The 20,355-nt window shown below is 61.6% G+C and carries 12 protein-coding genes; 8 read left to right on the top strand and 4 right to left on the bottom strand.

Annotated elements, in window-relative coordinates; genetic code table 11:
• Nucleotides 1-89: 89 nt before the first annotated feature.
• Genes recD through EGJ68_RS03210 form a run of 4 tightly spaced genes read right to left on the bottom strand, consistent with a single transcriptional unit; the run spans nt 90 to nt 8,800 of the window.
• Nucleotides 90-1,859, bottom strand: a complete 1,770-nt coding sequence (gene recD, locus EGJ68_RS03225) for an exodeoxyribonuclease V subunit alpha (RefSeq protein WP_123033095.1) — start codon at nt 1,857-1,859, stop codon at nt 90-92.
• The gene (gene recB / locus EGJ68_RS03220; protein WP_158283472.1) at nt 1,856-5,308 is read right to left on the bottom strand and encodes an exodeoxyribonuclease V subunit beta; all 3,453 of its coding nucleotides are present in this window, start codon (nt 5,306-5,308) and stop codon (nt 1,856-1,858) included. The genes recD and recB overlap by 4 nt, the downstream gene beginning before the upstream one ends.
• Nucleotides 5,301-8,585 carry an exodeoxyribonuclease V subunit gamma gene (gene recC, locus EGJ68_RS03215; protein WP_123033093.1) on the bottom strand — a complete coding sequence of 1,095 codons (3,285 nt, stop codon included), beginning with the start codon at nt 8,583-8,585 and terminating at the stop codon, nt 5,301-5,303. Before recC ends, recB begins: the two co-directional genes overlap by 8 nt.
• Before the next feature lie 14 nt (nt 8,586-8,599).
• Complete coding sequence (locus EGJ68_RS03210; protein ID WP_123033092.1) at nt 8,600-8,800, bottom strand: hypothetical protein; 201 nt, start codon at nt 8,798-8,800, stop codon at nt 8,600-8,602.
• A 146-nt stretch (nt 8,801-8,946) separates the two neighbouring features.
• Between EGJ68_RS03210 and EGJ68_RS03205 the strand changes: the two genes are divergently transcribed.
• The 8 genes from EGJ68_RS03205 (at nt 8,947) to EGJ68_RS03165 (ending at nt 20,261) form a co-directional block, all read left to right on the top strand.
• On the top strand, nt 8,947-9,858 hold the full coding sequence (locus tag EGJ68_RS03205) for an AEC family transporter (RefSeq protein ID WP_123033091.1): 912 nt from the start codon (nt 8,947-8,949) through the stop codon (nt 9,856-9,858).
• A gap of 285 nt (nt 9,859-10,143) precedes the next feature.
• A complete protein-coding gene (locus EGJ68_RS03200; RefSeq protein WP_123033090.1) occupies nt 10,144-10,797 on the top strand; it encodes a GspH/FimT family protein in 654 nt (217 codons plus the stop codon).
• Entirely contained in the window at nt 10,788-11,354 is a 567-nt protein-coding gene (pilV, locus tag EGJ68_RS03195; RefSeq protein ID WP_123033089.1) for a type IV pilus modification protein PilV, read from the top strand. Before EGJ68_RS03200 ends, pilV begins: the two co-directional genes overlap by 10 nt.
• Nucleotides 11,351-12,508: a PilW family protein gene (locus tag EGJ68_RS03190; RefSeq protein WP_123033088.1), complete on the top strand. Its 1,158-nt coding sequence runs from the start codon at nt 11,351-11,353 to the stop codon at nt 12,506-12,508. Before pilV ends, EGJ68_RS03190 begins: the two co-directional genes overlap by 4 nt.
• Nucleotide 12,509: 1 nt before the next feature.
• A complete protein-coding gene (locus EGJ68_RS03185) occupies nt 12,510-13,013 on the top strand; it encodes a hypothetical protein (RefSeq protein WP_123033087.1) in 504 nt (167 codons plus the stop codon).
• Between the two features lie 29 nt (nt 13,014-13,042).
• Complete coding sequence (locus EGJ68_RS03180) at nt 13,043-17,818, top strand: PilC/PilY family type IV pilus protein (protein WP_123033086.1); 4,776 nt, start codon at nt 13,043-13,045, stop codon at nt 17,816-17,818.
• Nucleotides 17,818-18,294 carry a type IV pilin protein gene (locus EGJ68_RS03175; RefSeq protein ID WP_123033085.1) on the top strand — a complete coding sequence of 159 codons (477 nt, stop codon included), beginning with the start codon at nt 17,818-17,820 and terminating at the stop codon, nt 18,292-18,294. The genes EGJ68_RS03180 and EGJ68_RS03175 overlap by 1 nt, the downstream gene beginning before the upstream one ends.
• Nucleotides 18,295-18,782: 488 nt before the next feature.
• Nucleotides 18,783-20,261, top strand: a complete 1,479-nt coding sequence (locus tag EGJ68_RS03165; protein WP_123033083.1) for an amidohydrolase family protein — start codon at nt 18,783-18,785, stop codon at nt 20,259-20,261.
• Nucleotides 20,262-20,355 lie beyond the last annotated feature (94 nt).

The raw sequence follows: 20,355 nt of genomic DNA, 5'->3' as shown, positions 1-20,355 counted from the left end.
ATCGGCTCCCGGATGGTGCCGTACGGCGCCGGCCTGCGCCTCAGAGAGCAGACCCGCATGCATCGGACAATCGTCCCATTACCGCCCGCCTATTCCAGTTGCAACAGAGCGGCCAGCCCGGAATCTCGCTGTACACGCTGCGCGACGGCAGCAGACCATACGGATTCGCTCGCGACGACCTCCAGCGCGTTGCGTGCACGGGTGATCGCTGTATACAGCAATTCACGTGTCAGGCCTGCACTCGGCTGCTCAGGCAGCACGAGAGCCACACGATCAAACTCAGACCCCTGCGTTTTGTGAATGGTCATCGCGTACACCAGCTCGTGCTCAGGCAGTCGTCCCGGCGCCATGGGCCGAAAACCCCCGGCCACGGGAAACCAGGCCAGCAGCTGTCCATCATCATCTGGCCAGAGCAGACCAACATCGCCGTTGTACAAACCGAAGTCGTGGTGATTGCGGGTAATCATGATGGGCTTGCCGCAGTAGTGCACCAGCCCCGCCGGGTTCATGCGCGCCAGTGCCACGCGGTTGATTGCGTCCACGCCCCAGGGGCCGCCGCGCGCCGGGCACAGAATACGGAAGCGCTGCAGTGCCTGGAAGGCATCATCAAGGCAGCGTGCTTCCGCAATTGGCCTGTAGTGGGTATCGAGCCAGCGGGTGACAGCTGCTGCGCTGCGCCTCCTGTCCTGCAAGGCCAGTACGTCGCCGGCTGTGGTGAGCGTCTGTAAGCTCCCGGCGCCGTCACCGGCGAGTACCTGCCGCGCCAGCTCGCCGATGCCGCCGCTGGCGTCGAAGCGACGGCTCTGGCGCAGCGTGGTCAGGTAGTTCGCTTCCACGGCACCCGGCTCCGCGGCGTCCAGCGTGACGCCGAGCCCGGCGAGCGCCGCCAGGCGTTGCGCGCTGTAATCACAGGGTGCAAGCGCGGCCAGGTCTGCCAGCACGGAGCCGGCCGCCACGGAGGGCAGCTGGTCGGGATCGCCCAACAGTATGACGCGACAGCGCGCAGGCAGCGCCTGAAACAGCCGTGTCATCAGTGGCAGGTCGACCATGGAAGCCTCGTCTACCACCAGAACATCCAGTTGCAGCGGGTTGCTGGCGTTGTGGCGAAAACCCGGGCGGTTGCGTACAACGCCTAACAGACGGTGCAGGGTGGTGCCGCTATCAGGAATGGCACTCAGCACCGCCGCGGGCACCAGGCCCGCGAGTTCGGTGCGCGCCGCGGCGATGGACTCGGCGAGCCGCTGTGCGGCCTTGCCGGTCGGCGCCGCCATGCGAATGACCAGTGGCGCGTCGTGCTCTATGGGCAGGCAGGCGATCAGACAGGCAAGCAAGCGGGTCACGGTGTAGGTTTTGCCGGTACCCGGTCCACCCGCAACCACCGTGAACGCCTGTAGCAACGCATTGGCCGCCGCCACCTTCTGCCAGTCCGGTGGCTCACCGACCGTGCGCGGGGGAAACAGCGTGTCCAGCACCGCGCGAGCCCGTTCCAGGTGTGCCACCGGCGAGGTCTGCAGACGCGGACGCAAAGCCGCCGCCAGGTTCTGCTCGAACTGCCAGTAGCGGCGGAGGTACAAGCGCTCCCCATCCAGCACCAGCGGAGTGTTACGGCCCGGCTCCAGCGGCAGCGCCGCCAGCTGCTGTAACCAGTCATCCAGTGACGGCAAGGTGCTGCCCACGGCTGAACCGGCCACGCCGCGCCCGGCCCAATCCGGGAGGAACAGGCAACTGTGCCCTTCCTGTAAAGCCTGACTGGTCGCCATGACGGTGAGCGTGAACCAGTCGGCCTCGCAACCATAAAATCGGCACAGCGCCTGTGCCAGGGCGCGGTCGAGGCCAGTGCCTTCGCCGAAGACATTCATGCGCTGGCCTCCCGCGCCTGGAAAAACGCATCGAGGGCCGCCAGCGCCTCCAGGTCCACAACGCGATGATAAATCCCGGTATCGCCCTGAGGGTGCAAACCGCGCAAATAGAGGTAGTGCACGCCACCCAAGTGCTGGGCCGGGTCGTAGTCCGGCAGGCGGGTACGCAGATAACGGTGCAAGGCCAGCGTGTACAGCAGATACTGCAGGTCGTAGACGTTGTGCTGCACATCCGCCGCCAGTGCCGCCGCGTTATAGTCACCGAGGCGGGAGCCGAGGAACGTCGACTTGTAGTCAACCACGTAGTAGCGACCCTCCCAGCCATACACGAGGTCGATATAGCCGTGCATCATGCCCTTGAGCCGGACCGGAGCAGGCAGCGGCGCCTCACTACCCTTGCGGTGGCGGACGAGAATACGCCCCAGCGCATCAGGGTCGGCGGTGCCCTGCATGGGAAAGTAGAATTCCACTTCACGCAGGGTGCTGTGGTGCGCAAGGTCCGCAAGGCGCGCACCACTGGGCAGCGGTGCTGCGAGCTGCTGCGTCACCCACTGCGTCAGTGCCGTGCGCCAATCGGCCTGCCCCAGCAGCAGATTGGGGTAGCGGCGTTCCGCCTGGTCCAGCGCCTGCTCGAAATCCGGGTGCTGAAAATCAAGGTGTTCCAGTACGTCGTGTAACAGGTTGCCCGCCTCCGCACCGCGGCGCAGCGCAAAGCGCAGCTCGCCAGAAGCCGGCGCCGCAGGGTCTGCTAGCGGGGCCGCGGCACCGTCACGGTCCGGTGTCGACAACCCGCCGTGGCGCACATTGCGGGTCAGCGCGGAAAATGACGACAGCCACCAGTCGCGCTCAATGCGCCCGGTAAAGTGCGCCGGCGTCAGGGCCGCTGCCGGTGCGGCTGCGGCGGCAACCGCGGGCGATGACGCCGGCGCGTCCAGCAGCAGGCTCATGCAGTCACCGGCGGCAACCATGCCCTCTACCTGATTCTGCAGCGCCTCCCAACTCACGGCGCTGAGGCAGCGCGCCAGCGGCGAGGTGCGCAGACTGGTGAATGCCGCCGCCATCAGGTAAACCCGGCGCACGCCGCGCGTCGCCCCGACATACAGCAAGCGTATATCCTCAGCGGCCTGCTCTTCCCGGTAATACGCCAACTCCTGCTCCGTGGGTTCGAGCGCGTGCCGGGCACTGAAATCATCCCGCTGGTGGTAGCGCACAATACCCGGTCGCTGGCGCCCTTCGTCCCGCCCATAACTGACAAAGGGCAGGAACACGACTGGGTACTCCAAGCCCTTGGCGCCATGCAGCGTGACCAGGCGAATCAACGTGCCATCACTCTCCAGGCGCAGCTGCTGGATTTCCGTTCCGGTACTGCCCTCGGCCTCCAGCCGCGCCGTCGCAAACCAGTGCAGCAGTGCTTCCGGTTGACGGTGATGCTGACTGGCCGCCTGCAGCAGCTCCAGCAGATGCAGGCCGTTGGTGAGCGTGCGTTCATGCCGGGCAGGCAAGGGCTGCAGGTGGCGCTGGTACAAGCCGAGAGCCATTTTCATGAAACCCTGGCCAAACCACTGCTGGCGCAGAGCCGCCAACTCGGCACAGGCCGCAGCCCAGCGGTGCTCGTCCTGGCGCAGCGCATGCAGTGCCGCGGTGTCGTAACCCAGCCAGGGCGTAGCGAGCGCCGCGACCAGCAGCTGATCGTCTTCCAGGTGCAGAATGCCCTGCAGCGCCTGTTGCAGGCTGGCCGCCTCCTCGCTGTTGAACACATTGTCCGAGGCGCTGAGGTACACGGCGTCCAGCCCCACCTCGCGCAGCGCGTTCTGCATCTCCGTTGCTTCAAAGCGGTCGCGCACCAGAATGGCAATATCCGCCGGCGACAGCGCCGCGCCGTCCACACGAGCCTCACCCAGCAGGCGCGCAATTTCCCGCGCGGACCAGCGCGCCAGGTGTTGCTGACCTGCCCGGGTATAGCCGGCACCCCGCTTGTCGGCACCGGCCAAAGCAGGATCCAGGGGCAACAGGCACCATTGGAAACTGCCCCGCGGGGCCGGGTCCTCCAGGCCCGCAAGCTCGGCACGCCCCGCCTGTACCGGGTGGTAGTCGATACCGAACCCGAACACCTCCGCTCCGCTTGCTGCGGCCAGCTCGCGACCGTAGAACAGGCGGTTATAGCCGCGGATAACGTCGGCCGTGGAGCGGTAGTTGGTGTCCATCACCCACTGCGCATCGGCATCCTCGCGCGCCTGCAGATAGGCAAATACATCGCCGCCCCGAAAGCCGTAAATCGCCTGCTTCGGGTCGCCGATCATACACAGCAAGGGTGCCGGCTGCAGGTCGCTTCGATAGATCGCATTGAGGATGTCGTATTGCTCGGGGTCCGTGTCCTGGAATTCATCCACCAGCGCCACGGGGTACTGCTGCAGCAGGGCCGCCGCGAGCGCCGGGCCATGCTGCGCATCCTGCAGCCGCAGCCACAGCCGCGACACCAGGTCGCTGAAATCCAGCTGGTCCAGTCGATCCTTGGCTGCGGCCAGGTGTTTACGGGCGAAGTCGATCCCGGCCTGTGCCAAGGCGGCCCGATGCGCGCGCAGCGCCGCGGGCAGCTGCTGCATCAGCGCGTAGAGCGCCGGCATACGCTTCTGCTTGGCATCGGTATTCACATAGGTTTTGGGCGCTAGCATCGACGCCAGCTGCACCATTGGCGCTGCCTGCCAATCGGCTTCCAGTGCTGTGCTGAGCGCATCCAGCACGGCCTCGGCCTCGGCCCGCGTATGTGCCGAGCGTCGTTTGGCAACATCCAGGTCGTGAAAGGCCTTTGACTCTTCAGACCAGGCCGCACGCAGGTCGCGCCAGACACTGCCCAGGTCAGGCATCGCCGGCGCCTGCACCGGCTCCGTACCGGCAATTACGCGCCCCCAGCTGGCAAAGAACGCCTCCGGACCACTCCACAACCCGTACAGGTCCACAAACCCGGCCTCCTGACTTTGCTGCCGGTACCAGTCCTGCAGTGCCTCCAGAATCAGGCTGCGTGTCTGGGCCTCCATATCCGCGTGAAAGCTGATACCGCTGCGAAACGCCTGCTGCGTCAATGCGCGCTTGCAGAAGCCGTGGATGGTGAATATCGCCGCCTCATCCATCTCCAGCAGGGCGCGGCGCAGCAGCGCTCGCGCTCTGGCTGCGGGCTGTTGCGCATGCAGGTGAGCAAAGAAAGGCTCTGAGCTGCCCGCACCCCAGCCTTCAAGCGCGCTGTTGATCGCCTGTGCGAGACGCGCCTTCAGCTCCGCCGTGGCCGCGCGGGTGAACGTCATGACCAGAATCTGCTGTACGGGCAGTTCCCGCTCTACCAGCAGGCGCAGGAAAAGCCGGGCGATATTGAAGGTCTTGCCGGTACCGGCGCTGGCTTCGATCAGCTGTCGCCCCTGCAGCGGCAGCGTATGGGCGCACAAGGGCTCAGCCACCGGCGACCTCCAGCGCAATCTCGCTGTGCTCGATGTGTTCGAGCATGGGGGCATACAAGGGCAGCAGTTGCGCCTGTAGCGTTTGCGCGTCCGGCGGCTCGGGCCAGAACCAGGCGTGCCAGGGATCTTCACTCAAGCCGGCGTTATGGTAGCCGCCCAGCCACAGCGCGGGGAAGCGAGCCTGAATGAAATCGTCCTCCGCTGCCGCCAACCCCAGGCTGCCATGCAGCGGCAGGGGTGTGGTCAAACTTTGCTGCCACAACGCACACCAGTCAGCCAACAGCCTCTGGGCCTGCGCCTGGGGCAGCGACGACGCATGCAGCTCCAGCACACCCTTGTCCTTACCGCGAAAGTAGCCCACGGTGTCTGCGGGGGCCAGGCTGTTGGCCAGCAGGTGATGCAACCAGAGGGTGAGGTAGTCCCTGGCCTTCGGGTTCGCCAGGCGGGCAAACAGCAGGTCTCCCTGGACCCCGCGGGGCAAGGTGGCCGTGAGCTGCAGGCCGTGCATGTCCAATGCGACGGCTTCGCCCGCAGGCGGTGCCGAGTGCGCTTGCAAGTGCTGCACGAAACCATCGGCCTGTTCGCGCCATGTGTCGATTTGTGCCGCGGTCATTGGGTGCGCCGGCAGGCGGCCGGACAAGCGCTCCCGCCGCAATGCCTCGTCCAGCCCTGCGGGATCATCGGCCCACAGACGGTCAACGATAAGCTGCTGCACGCGGTAACGGTCCAGGTGGCTGCTGACAAAGGGTTCGCTGTCGCTGAGTTCGGCTGTGGCCGCGCGGCCCGGTGCCAGGCCCAGGCGCTGTTCGGCAAAATAGCGCGCGGGGTGTTCCAGCGCTTTTACCAGCGCGGTGAGTGGCAACGTCTCGGGCCGTGTCTCCGGCGGCGGCAAGGTGACTAATCGCACCGGAGCCGCCAGCGGCACGGCGAGGCGCTGCCAGTGGGGATCGAAAGTGCGCAAGGCCCCCGCATAGTTCTGTGCGCTGAAAGGCTGCAGCGGCAGCGTCCACAGGTCTTCACGCTGCCAGACAGACGACGCCTCCAGGTAGCGGCACAGTTCTTCGAGCACCAGCGACGGCTGGCGTTCGCTGTTGTTGCGCACATCCCGGCCCTGGTAGCTGAGGTAGAGGGCATCGCGGGCGGAAACCAGCGCCTCCAGAAACAGGTAGCGATCGTCGCCGCGGCGCGAACGGTCTCCGGCACGCGGGCGGTCCTGCGCCATCAGGTCGAAGCCCAGTGGCGGGCGCTGGCGGGGGAAATCGCCATCGTTCAGGCCCAGCACCGCCACCAGCCGAAAAGGAATGGAGCGCATGGGCACCATGGAGCATACGGTCACCTGCCCGGTGAGAAACTGGCGCCCGGTGCGCGTAGGGCTCTGCAGGTTGCGCTGCAGCACATGGCGCACCACCACCAGCGGCAGCTCATCAGCAAAGCCCGCTGCCCGGGCCTGCTCACCCAGCTCCTTGATCACGGCAATCAAATCCTCGTGCGCGGCATCCAGCGCGCCGCCCTGGGCTAACAAGGCAAGCCGCAGGCGCTCGTGCAGAAATGCCTGCCAGTCGGCGATACCGCGCGCCTGAGCGAGGTCATCGCGCAGCGCGTGCAAGGCACCGATAAACGCACAGAGGCGCCCCAGCAGCAGGGCATCCGCGCCCTCCACCTGCGGCAGCAGCAAGCGCTCGGCGAGCACAACTTCTTCGTCGCCCCAGGCGAAGCCCAGTAACAGGCGTTCCAGGCCCTGGGCCCAGGTGAAATCATCACCCGCCACACCGGGCACCCACGCCTGCCGATGCGCGCCATCCAGGCCCCAGTGCACGGCGGCGGCCTGCAGCCAGTGGCCGATACGCACCAGCTCCGCTGGCGTGACACCCACACACTGCTGGATTGCCGGCACCTGCAACCAGCCCAGCACCTGGCTCACCTGCAGGCGCGCATCGGGCAGCTCCAGCAGAGCCAGGAAGGCGGCAATCGTGGGGTCGGCGTCCCCTGGATTGCGGTCGGCAATCGAGCAGGGCAGCGGCGGCACATCATCGCCCAGCCCCTCGTAGCGGCCCGCGAATACAGCCTCCACGAAGGGCGCATAGTCCTCCACGTTCGGGCACAGCACCACCACATCGCGGGGCTTGAGGCTGCGGTCAGCGTTGAACCGGTGCAACAGCCAGTCGTGTAGCCCCTGCACTTCGCGCAGTGCGCTGTGCGCCGTGGCGATGGTAATCGAATCGTCGGAGGACGCCGCTGGGCTCGCAGAGCCCTCGCTGGCATGGCAGCTGTCGCGCCCATCGACGAACTGCAGCATGTCGCGCTGCAGCCCCGCGAGCACCGTACTGGCTTCAGGTTCCGCAAACAGCGCGGTCTCGCTGTCGGCCCAGTCCGCCAGCAGGCGCACGAACTGCTGGCCCTGCTGCCCCAGGCTGGTGACCAGCGGGTTGCCCACCTCCTCGAGAAAGCCTGCCTCGCTGTCGTGTGTATCCAGCCACTGGGCGCGGCGGCGGGCGACCTGGCGCTCACTCGCCGCCTCTTGCCAGAACTCGTTGCTGGGGTTCAGGTACAACAGAAAAATATCGACACCTTGCTGCGCGGAAAGCGCCTGCAGAAACTCCAGCCACAGCGGTGCCAGGGAATTGACGCCGAACACGAAGAACCGCTCGGGCAGCCCCGGCACCGGCCGCACAAGACGCCGCATGGCTTCACGCAACAACGCCACCGGATGACCCGGCACCTCACGGGCCAGCATCCCCCACAGCAGGCCCTGCCAGTGCAGCGGCTCATTCGCGGCAGGTTCGCGCGCGCCGCGGGCACCGCGGTCCCACGCCTCAATCCAGTCCGGGCGGTACATCAGGTACTGCTCGTACAGGTCTGCGAGCTCTTCCGCCAACTGATAGCGGCGCAAGGGCTGTTGCCGCTCTGACTGCTGTTGCCAGTAGCGCGTGGGCTCAGCGAATGCCGGCTCTGCGGTCACTGCCGCGCGACCCAATAGCTCGTGGATCCGCCAGACCAGTACCTCGCGCTGGTAGGGCGAGGTTTCGGGCACGACATGCTCTCCCAGCACCGCGCGGATGAGCGTCCACATGAAGCGCACCGGCAGTGGAAACTGCAGGTTCATGGCGATGCCCCGCTGCGGATGCTGCGCCAGCTGCATGCTCAGCCAGTGCTGCATGCCCCGGTGCTGTACCAGAATATGTTCGGGCGCCAATGGCGCGGCAGCGGGCACGTTGAGCAGGGTGGCCAGTGCGCCGGCCAGGTGCTCAAGACGGTTGGAGGGGAAAACGTGGATCATGCCCGCCCGCTTCCTCAGCCTTCGCGAGCAGCAAGCGTGTCAATGCGCTCGGTGGACTGCCCCTCAAACGTATTGCGCCCCCGATGGCCACCCAGCCACTGGTCGAAGAGGCCTTTGATGCGCTGCAACTGGGCCGCGGACAGGAAGCCCGGCAGGAGGGTGTAACCCTGTTGTGCCAGCGCGTCACAATGCAGTTTGAGGGCGTTGGAATCCATGGTTCGGGTGAGGCTCACTTGGCAGGGAAATGACCCGCCAGCGTAGCCGCGTTGGCGGCATTTGCAAAGGCATGTGATGCGCGACTACCCATTCCCGCCCCGCTTGCTTACCATGTAAGGTCCGGCTGACGAGCAACACCGCCTTCATGGACAATTTCCTGCTGATCCTCGCCTACCTCGGCATCGGCCTGTGCCTGCGCCGGGTGCGGGGCATGCCCGAGAACACCGCGGTGGCACTCAACGCCTACGCGCTGAACGTGGCCCTGCCGGCGGTCATCCTGAGCAATGTGCCACTGCTGACCTTTTCCAGCGCGCTGCTGATCCCAACCATCACACCGTGGCTGCTGATGCTGCTGGTGGTGCCACTGGTCATAGTGCTGGGCCGCCTGCTGCACTGGCCGCGGGAGGTGGTGGGCGCGCTGTTGATCGTGCTGCCCCTGGGCAACACCTCCTACCTTGGCTTTCCGCTGGTGCAGTCCTTTTTTGGCGCTGCGGGCATGCCCTACGCCATGGTCTACGACCAGCTAGGCTCGTTTCTTGCGCTGTCCAGCTATGCCGTGGTGATTGCGGCTCTTTACAGCCCGCAGGTCGACGCGCCCTCAGCCGGCGCCATCGCCAGGCGTATCCTCAGCTTTCCCCCCTTCCTGGCCCTGCTCGCCGGCCTCGCACTGCGCGGCGTTACCCTGCCGCCCCTTGCCGGACAGCTCATCACCAGTGTCGCCGCAACGCTCGTGCCGCTGGTTATGGTGGCGGTAGGTTTCCAGATCAGCATCCGCCTGGCGCGCAGCGAGCGGCTGACCCTGGCCATTGCCCTGGGCATCAAATTACTGTTGATGCCTTTGTGCACCTATCTGCTGTGGCATGCCTGGGGCCAGCGTGGGCTGGCCACGCAGGTCGCCGTCTTTCAGGCCGCTATGCCACCGATGATTTCCGCCGGCACCATCGCCATCATGGCGGGCCTCGCACCGCGCCTGGTCACCGGCCTGATTGGGATCGGCATCCTGATCTCGCTGGCCAGCCTGCCGACCCTGTACTGGTTGCTAAGCCACAGCACCTGACACCACTCTCGCCCCATGAGGTAAACATCTGCACCGTCTGTCATCACCGAGCGCGCGGGTGGGAAGGTCTGCGCGGGTGCCGACCGCGGGCCGTCACCGCGAGCAATATGTAACGAACCCGTTAACGTCGCACAGCGGTTAACCGCAAACGGCTTCGACTCAACTGAATACCGTGGCAGCTGGAGAACAGTTGAAAATGTGAACCGTGCCGCAAATTCGGCAAGCACATGGAGCAAACACTGGCATTGCAGCCCAAAGTTGCGTATTCACCCCACTTAACAAAACATGCAGGAAATAATCTTCGTGATTGTAACACTTGTTACAAACGTGTCAACACATTTTTCCGAGCATGCGAAACTCGTTCGTCAGGGTGGATTTTCGTTACTGGAGCTCCTGATCGTGCTACTCATCGCAGCGGCACTGCTGGCCCTCGCCGGCCCTGCTTTTAGCACGAGCTTGCAAAACTCCCGACTGCTGGCCGCGGCAGGCCGTCTCGGCTCAGACATCGCCCTCGCACGCAATGAAGCCAGCACCCGCAGGTCCCATGTCGCCCTTTGCGCATCCGCTGATGGCACCATCTGCGCCGGCAGTGACTGGGAATCCGGCTGGATCGTCTTTGTCGACGATGGCGCAGGAGGCGGCATTGGCGCCAATGGTGCGCGCGATGGCAATGAAATACTGCTCAAAATCACAGAGGCGGCCGCCGAGGGCGTAACGATACGTAGTCACAACTTTGACTATAGCGACTGGATAATGCTCCAGGATTCAGGACGCCTGGGATTTGCCGAGGGAGGGACCTTTGTTATCTGCGACAGCAGAGGCGCTGACAAGGCCAGGGCAATCAACCTCAACGGCGTAGGCCATACGCGACTCGCGACTGATGAGGATGGTGATGGTATTGCGGAAGATGACCGCGGAGCACCCACCAAATGCACTTAAGCAGCCAATTGCAGCGGCGAGCTTCGATTCCGCGAAGGCCCCACCGAGGCTTCACCCTGATTGAGGTGCTGGTGGCACTATTGATTGTGACCATCGGCACGATGGGTATTATCAGCGTACAGCTGCGCAGTTTTGAGGCAAACCGTGGTGCCCTGTATCGTACACAGGCCATCAATATCGCAGCAGAACTGCTCGATCAGATGCGCGCAAACCGTGATGCACTGAGCGCTTATCTAATCCATGTCTCGGCAATGCAGCTGTCCGACATCCCCGCCGCTCCGGATTGCGCAACCAGCATCACGGGCTGCACTCCAACGCAAAGCGCCGCACTAGACCTCAGGCAATGGAGTCAACATTTTGCCAACCTTGCAGGTATCGACGATTACCGGCCTACGCTGCCGGATGCCGCGGCCTCGGTAACACGCAACGGAGAGGAGTACACCGTCACCGTAATCTGGCGCGAGCGTGACTGGGACAACAACAACGCAGCAGACGGCTCAACTTCACGCTCCAACCTGTCGCGCACTGTTGCCATGACCAGCGTGATACAGCGATGACGCAATCATCAAGCCGTCGCCGGAAGACCCGGAGACTACCCGCAGGGAGAGATCAAGGCCTTAGTCTCATCGAGCTAATGATTGCGCTGGTGATTGGCGCCATTCTGCTTCTGGGAGGCACCACCGCCTTCCTGTCGCTCAAGAAAGCCACCGCCGTTGAGCGGTCACTCGCCCGCCTTCAGGACGGCGGGCGCCTGGCCGTAGATTTAGTCAGTGAAGACCTGCGTAAAGTCCACTTTTGGGGTTGCAATACGGGCGGCGTATTCCTTTCCAACATGACCAACACCAGCGGCATAGCGGGCGCGGAAAACCCGCTTTGGGGGGTTAGAGCCTACGAGAAAACCTCTTCCGCCTGGGCGAACACGCCCGCCTTGCCTACCACAATGTCAGCCGGAGGCGACGACTCCATAGAAACCAGAGCTCGCGCGGGCAGCGACGTCCTGAGCCTGCGTACGGGTGAGCTGCTACCCACTAACCTGACCTCCCCGGTATCCCCAGGGGACACTAGCGTAAATCTTCGCTCCAATCCGGGCTGTGCGATCCAGCAGAACAGCGACCTGGTTCTCACCGGCTGCAAAATTACCGCAAACTTGCTGCGCGTCTCAAACGTCCCAAATTGCACGCCGACTACAGCGAACAACCCTCACACCGTGACGTTGGACACACCACAGAACTCTGTGACGGCGTTCGACGTTGCCTACGCAACGAATTCTCAGATTCTGCTGTTCAGAGATGTCTTCTGGTACGTCGCAGATACCGGCCGCAAACGCAGCCAGAAACCAGTCTACGCCTTATATCGTCAAACAGCAGGCAGCTCTACGGAGATGATTGAAGGCGTTGAAGCCATGCAAATCAAGCTTGAGCACAGAATCGAAGGCACTAGCAACCAGCGGCAGGTCGATCCATCCGACGCAATACTCAACAGCGGCGAGAATTACGATGCGGTAACCGTTGTGCACTTTGCAGTGCTGTTGCAAACGTTTGAGGACGTCATCGAAACCCCGGATACCCGCAGCTATTCACTACTGGATACTACAGTGGCAGCGGCTAGCGGCGGAGGCGTTGGACACAATGGAGGCAGGGTTCTGCGCGAAGTCTTCAGCACTGCAATCACATTGCGTAACGCCGCACCATTCAGCGCAAGAGGGAATTAACATGGAGAACATGCGCTCGAATGGAAATGGCCTTCGGGAGCAGGGTGTTGTCATGCTTGTTGTCCTGGTTCTCTTGCTGCTTACCACAACCCTAAGCTTTTCCGTCATGGAGATCAGCAGTGCCCAGGTGAAGACGGCAACAACAAGAGAAGGCAGAGAAATATCATTTCAGGGCGCTGAATCCGCCATTGAGACGGTGGTCAACGACGACCAGGAACTGGTGCGGGCATTCATTGCCGGGCTGGGCAAGGCAAATAGCGAGGACCCGGCTTCAATCGCATGGCCGGCAGTGCAGATGACCTATGACGCTGATACTGAGCTATCACTGTCGGTAGAAACTCGCTATGCAGGTGACATTCCGGTCCTGGGCAACGACCTGGTTATCGGCAGCCCCGGATTACGGAGCTTACACTTCGAATTGCGCGCCAGCGCTACGCGAGACAACGAAAAGTTCGACAGCATCCATGTGCAGGGCATTCGCCGTTTGGCACCCAGGCTCAACTGACAACGAAAACACCAACCGGGGAAAATTCAATGCTTAGCGAGAAGAAACGCTATCTGGCACGCTGCGCGACCGTGCTGGCAACTTGCGTGCTGGCGGGATCACTCCAGGCCGACGACACAGAGATATTCTTTGGCCAAGTCGAGAACAGCGAAGCGCGCCCCAACGTCCTATTCATCATCGATACCTCTGGGTCCATGGATTCGACCGTCCCCGGCACTGGAAAGAGCCGCCTGGACAACATGAAGGACGGTATGTTCCAGATTCTCGACGAACTCAACAACGTCAACGTTGGGCTCATGCGGTTCACCAACCCAGGCGGACCGGTACTCTATCCGGTGACCTATATTAATGAGGAAAGCGGCGCGTCCAGAATAATCTCAACACTCTCTCGGCCATCCCACAGTGATGATGACGGGCTGGAGATACGCGCTTCGGGGGCGGTTGTACTGGATGGTGAATCCATCAGCCTCGTCAGCCAACTGAGTGCGGGAAACGCGGCGTCCACAGAAGCCGTGCAGGTACGAGTCAGCAGCAACAACGATGACGCCGAACAGGACGGGAACGACCGTGACGATCTCGACAGAAACGATGACGAGCTCGACTTCCTCGACGAGCAAGACAACAGCGTTGGCTTGCGCTTCCAGGGTGTGGGGGTACCGCGAGGCGCAACTATCGTAAATGCCTTTATCCGGCTTGTCGGCGAAGACGATACCGATCGCGATGAAGATGATCCCGTTTACATCCGGATCGCCGGTGAGCCGAGAGATTCCGGTAATTTCGGCTCCAGCAATGGACGCACCGTGCGTGATCGAAGCCGCACCAACGCGAAACTGGACTGGACAATTTCAGAGTCTGTCGATGAAGACGAGACTGTAGACTCGCCCAACATCAGCAACATTGTTCATGAGATAATCAACCACAGTAGCTGGGATCCCGACGCGAGTAACGGCGAAGACGATATGGTCTTCTTCTTCGACCCGGTACCCGGGCGCTCCAGCGATGGCAATCGAAAGTTTCGCTCCCGCAACGACGATCGCAACAAAGCCCCGCAACTCAACATCGATTATCAGGTCGGATCCGGCACACCCGCGGTAAATCAACCAATTGATGCGGGCTTTCGCTTTACCGACGTGAACATACCCCGTGGCGCGAAGATTAGCAGCGCCTATGTGCAATTTACTGCTGCCCGGGGAGCTGACATCAACCACGACTGGCACCTCGCCGTGGAAAACACCGGGGACGCGGCTCCCTTCCAGGCCACGACGAGAAATATCAGCAGCCGCAATCTTGTTACCGGCACCGTTCGATGGTTTGGCGACATGGATGTGGCGGCCGGTGATACCGTGCAAACACCGGAACTCAAGACGCTTCTGCAAAATGTCGTTAACCGCTCCGACTGGTGCGGAGGAAATGCACTGGTGCTACTGGTGGAAGGAGACGGGGGTGTTTTGCCGGTCGAAGCCTACGATGCGGCATCCTCCGGTGCGGCCACGCTGGTTGTAAATTACGAAGAGGGCTCCGTACCTGCGCAAACATGCTTCACAAGCAACATCACGCTAAGTACCGCCGGCAGCTCCAGTGATGCGGAGCAGGATGATGATGACGATGTCGACACCAACGATGATGAGATTGAGATAGACGAAGATTTCTGGGCAGGCTTACGCTTTGACCAGTTGCCGCTGGAGCGCGGGGATACACTGCTTTCCGCGCACATCGAACTCACCGCCAGCAAAAATGACAACGGCTCTGCTGAATGGCGCGTTTACGCGGAACTCAGCGACGATGCAGACACTTACTCATCTAGAGATGGAAATATTTCAGAGCGCAACTATGGTAGTGACTACATCCGCTGGGACATTGATGAGAGTTGGTCCAACAACTCTGTTTACCGCTCACCCGACATCTCTTCATTGCTGCAGCGTGTTGTCAATCGCCAAGGCTGGCAAAACGGCAATGCAATCGCAGTCAGTATTTTTGGACACGACGGCAGCGACCGAAAATTCCAGACGTATGATGAAAACCCGGCATATGCACCACGCCTGATTCTTCAGGTGCGCAGCGCAGCGGGGAGCAAGCCAGATACGGTGCGGGAGAAGCTGAAAACCATTGTCAGCGACCTGAACGCAGAGGGCTGGACACCGATACAAGACACGCTTTACGAGGCCGCTCGCTACTACACCGGCCAGTCGGTCAACTGGGGAAGAACCCGCGGTAATTCCAGTGTGGCGGGCGGCCCGTTTCATTACGCTCGCGTCACCTCCGAGTTAGCTATGGTCCCCGGCACCTTCAAGACCAACCGCCCCAACGACTGCAGTGTTGAAGACCTCAACGACAGCGACTGCCGAGAAGAAAATATTTCGGGCATTGGTGGAGAACCGATGTACCAGACGCCGATCGTTGATCCTTGCCAGATACAGAACCACATCATTCTGATGACAGATGGTGAAGCCAACTACCCCCATTCAACGGCGCTGATTCGCAGCTTTACCGGTGACACCAGCTGCGACAACAATGGTCTGGATTCGGGAGAGTTCTGCGTGAAGGAACTTGTCGCGCATATGGCCAATGAAGACATTATGCCCGACCTGAATTTGCAACAAACAGTGCGCACGCACACCGTCGGCTTCAACTTCAGTTCGGACTGGCTCGAGGATGTAGCCGAGGCAGGGGAAGGCATCTCCACCACTGCGAGTACGGCGACAGAGCTCGTCTCCGAGATTCGTGCGATTATTGGCGATGTCCTGAAAACCGATTCCTCCTTCGTGGCGCCCGTTGCGGCGATCAACGAGTTCAACCAGCTATCGCATCTCAACCAACTCTACTTTGCCGTATTCCGCCCGGACAATCGGCCACGCTGGAAGGGAAACCTGAAGCGCTACACACTGAATGGTGACGGCGAGGTTTTGGACGTAGACGATAACATCGCCATTGACGCAGAAACCGGATTTTTCTCTACATCTGCACAGAGCTTCTGGAGTAGCGAGGTCGATGGCGCCAACGTGGACAAGGGGGGTGCTGCCGAGAAGGCACCGAACTACGACCAGCGCAAACTCTACACCTATATCGAACAGGAGGGTGTGACATCACTTGCCTCCACCGTCAATCGCATCAGGCCTGAGAATACCGCACTGACACAGGATATGTTCGGTCTTGAAAACTTTGAGGACAGCGCATTCGAGGAACATATCGACTGGGTGCGAGGTCGTGACGTGGATGACGAGGACGAAGACAACACGACGCTGGAGTCCCGCTTTTACTTTGGTGACCCCTTGCACTCCCGGCCGCTCGCAATCACCTATGGCGGCTCGGAGGCCGAACCTGATGTAGAACTGTTTTATGGTTCGAATGCAGGGGTGGTACACGCCATCAACGGCAGCACTGGTGTAGAGACCTTCGCGTTTATTCCTGAAGCGCTACTTCCGCAGCAGGCAACGCTGCGCAGTAACCCGTCAAGCACCAACCGTCCCTACGGGATGGACCTCACGCTTACCAGCTGGGTGCTGGATGCGAACCGGGACGGGATAAAGACCAACGCCGGTGACAAGGTTTATTTGTATGCAGGTATGCGTCGCGGTGGCCGCAATTACTACGCCCTGGACGCCACGGATCGTGCGAACCCGAAAATTCTGTGGACCATCAAGGGCGGCGAAGAACAAGCCAATGGCGATGACTTCGGCGAGCTGGGACAGACCTGGTCGCGACCGATCAAGACCATGATCCGTCTCAAAGACGAGCAGGATGCACGGGATGTGCTGATTTTTTCAGGCGGCTACGACCCGTCTCAAGACGATGCCCAATCACGTGAAAGGGATACCCAAGGCCGGGCCGTCTACATTGTCGATGCCAACGATGGATCACTCGTGTGGGCGGGAGGACACACCGACATGGACAGTGCCAACACAAACTTCAACGACATGGACTATTCCTTCCCCTCTACACCGTCTGTAATCGACGTTACCGTTGACGGGCTGGCAGACAGTTTTTTCCTTGCAGATACGGGAGGCCAGCTGTGGCGCTTCGACATCACCAACGGCTCGACCGCTGATGAATTGGTCAAAGGTGGCGTCATCGCGGACCTCGGTGTGGGTGATGGTGAGAACAGCACTGCCGAGAATCGTCGCTTCTTCACTGCGCCTAGCATCGCTTTGGTCAAGGGGCCTGCAGGCCCGGAACTGGCGGTTGTAATCGGATCCGGGTTCCGGCCATCACCGCTTGGACTGCTTGCCGAAAACAAAATATTTATGATCCGCCAGGCCGATGTGTTTGGCTCAGCAAACACTTACCCGAAGCTGACGCTCGAGGATCTCTATAACGCCTCAGACAATATTCTGGCCACAGCCAGCGGTGCTGAGCTCAACAGCGCGCAGGCCTTGCTTAACAATGCCAGCGGGTGGTACGTCAACCTGACGGTTGCAGGTGAAAAGGCGCTGTCCGCGCCCTTGATTGCCAACGACAAGGTCATTGTCACTACATACGCGCCTGGCGGCGACAGTCTTTCTTGCAGGCCTGCCGCGGGCACATCGCGAGCCTACATCCTTGAACTTGAAGATGGTGGACTCAACAAGCGCGTAACGCTGGAAACGACGTCCATCGTCGATCAGGCAGCGATTCTCGCGCCGCAACCTGATCCGGACCCGTCACCAGACTCCGACTCACCTGACACGGAAGCCGGTGATAACGACATCGATGTCGGCGCTAGCTGCCCGCAGGGTAGAAGACTTGTAGTGAAGCTGAACGGAGAAGATGGTCCGATTGACAACTGGTGTAACAATCCGAGCAAAACCTACTGGATGAAGGCGAGATAATGGGTCGAGCAAATTTCAACGCCAAAACATCGACAGGCTTTACACTGATAGAGCTAATGATCGTGCTCGCGATCCTGGCTATCATCATCGTTATTGCCTTACCTTCCTATCAGCAGCATGTGACGCGCGCAAACCGGGCTGACGCACAGGCCACGTTATTGGCGTTCGCCCAGGCAATGGAGCGCCACTATGGCCGAGGCTATACGTTTGCGAACGCCACGCTGGGCGGCGCAGCAACCCCGGCTGCTCCGTCCCCGGATGTTTTCCCCAGCCGCGCGCCCTTCGATGGTGACGCCCTCTACGAACTCCTGATTGAGTCGGCGACCAACGACAGCTACGTCCTGCAGGCGAGGCCAATCGCTGGAGCACGTCAAGCGGGCGACGGCATCTTGCGCCTGAATCACCTGGGGCAGAAATCCTGGGATAAAGACAACAACGGCTCGGTAACAACCGCCGAACTTACCTGGAACCGCTAGGCCCCAGGTAAAGCAACAAGGACAAAAAATTATGCTCCCCAGGTTATTCATCCCACTCTCACTAGGGGTCTGCGTGGCACTAGCGAGTGCAACCGAGACTGACACGAGGGTGACCTCCGCTGCGCCTTCGGAGCAAGCGGCTAGCTTTGCACCACCGGCCGTGCTCGCCGCGGCACAGCACGCCGTTCCCGACGTGCAATTGCGAACTGTAGAGGCCGTGTGGGAGCACGACTCAAGGGTATACAAGTTTACCGGCACACGCTTTTTGGTCGAGTACCGGATTTTTGTTCGCAGCGATTCAACTCTGCTGAGGATTGAAAAGAACAACCTGGATGATGACTGAAGCAGGTCAGTCTCTCAATGTACATGATCAAAGCGGAGCCGTTCGCCACCTATTCGACGCTGTCAATCCTGTCCCGCCGACACTGCCCCATGGGAGAAAATGCTCTACCATAACGTGAGTTCTACCGCTGACTCGGAGGAAACTCATGACCCTGCGCATCCCACAGGACCCAGACGGCATTCGCCTGCCGATAAAGCTCGACACCACATCCAACGGCGAGTTCATGCCCATCCCGCTAGAGGCGATCCACCACCACGCCAACCGGCTGGCACGCAACGCAGCAGATGCCGCCGCGCGCCACAGCGGACTCGGGCGACGCGCCTTTCTCACCAGCGCTTGCGGTGCCGCCACCACGCTGCTGGCCTTCAATCGAGCTTATGCCAGCGGCGGCGAGCGCGGTGGCTATTTCGAGCTCGAGCCCGACGCGCAGTGGGACCAGCAACTGGCCGCCGCGCAAGTGGGCGGCAACGAGTTCATTTTTGATGTGCAGGGCCACTTCGTGAATCCCACCGGCGCCTGGACTGAACAACTGCCGGACGCTGCCCGTCCGCTGAGTGGTCTACCCAACGCCCGTTGTGCGGCGGGAGAAGGGCCCGGGCGCGCCTACCTCGACTGCTTCAACGCGGAGCAGTTCGTACAGGATGTTTTCCTCGACTCGGATACCGACCTGATGGTGCTTTCCTTCGTGCCTTCACGCTCCGATGCCGAGCCGCTGACGATCGAGGAAGCGGCGGCCACGGCGGAAATCGTCGAGCAGATGCAGGGCACGCACCGCTTGCTTCTGCACGGCCGCGTCAACCCCAATCAGGACGGCGATCTGGACGCCATGGATGAACTGGCCGAACACTGGGGCGTTGCCGCGTGGAAAACCTACACGCAGTGGGGCCCGGATGGGAAAGGCTTCTGGCTGGACGATGAAGACACCGGCATCCCCTTTCTGGAGAAAGCGCGCAAGCTGGGGGTGAAAATCGTTGCCATTCACAAGGGCCTGCCCTTCGGCAAAGAGTCCTATGAGCACTCCACCTGCGCCGACATCGGCCGGGTGGCCCGTCGCTACCCGGACATGAGCTTTCTGGTGTACCACTCAGGCTACGTTGCGGGCAGTGCCGAGGGGCCTTACGACCCCAACCGTGAAGACGGGGTGGACGCCCTGGTCACGTCCCTGCGCGACAACAACATCGCAGCCAACAGCAATGTGTATGCGGAAATGGGCAGCACCTGGCGCTACCTGATGCGCGACCCGGACAGCGCCGCACACGCCCTGGGCAAGCTGCTCACCTACGTCGGCGAAGACAATGTGCTCTGGGGCACCGACTCCATCTGGTACGGCTCGCCGCAGGACCAGATACAGGCGTTTCGCACCTTCCAGATTGCCGACAAGCTGCAAGCCATGTACGGCTACCCGAAAATGACGGCCGCCCTGCGCGCCAAGGTTTTCGGGCTGAATGCACTGCAGCCCTACGGCCAGCACGTAAAAGACTTGATGCCGCGCTTCAACCTCGATTCCGTGGCGCTGCAGCGCGCCGCCTACCGCAGCGCGCCCGACCCACACTTTCAGACCTACGGGCCGAAAACGCGGCGGGAGTTCATCAACCTGATGCGGTGGCAGGGCGACCCGTCGTGACCCTGTGCCGGGAAACGTGAGTCGCATCACATCCTGGCAACGTGCCTGGCGGAAATCATCGTCAAATTCGGCGCTATCGTGTATCTAAGGTCCT

This window comes from Haliea alexandrii, assembly GCF_003719295.1.
GTDB lineage: Bacteria > Pseudomonadota > Gammaproteobacteria > Pseudomonadales > Halieaceae > Haliea > Haliea alexandrii.
The sequence above is the reverse complement of the archived record's forward strand: the minus strand, read 5'-3'. Positions and strand labels throughout refer to the sequence as shown.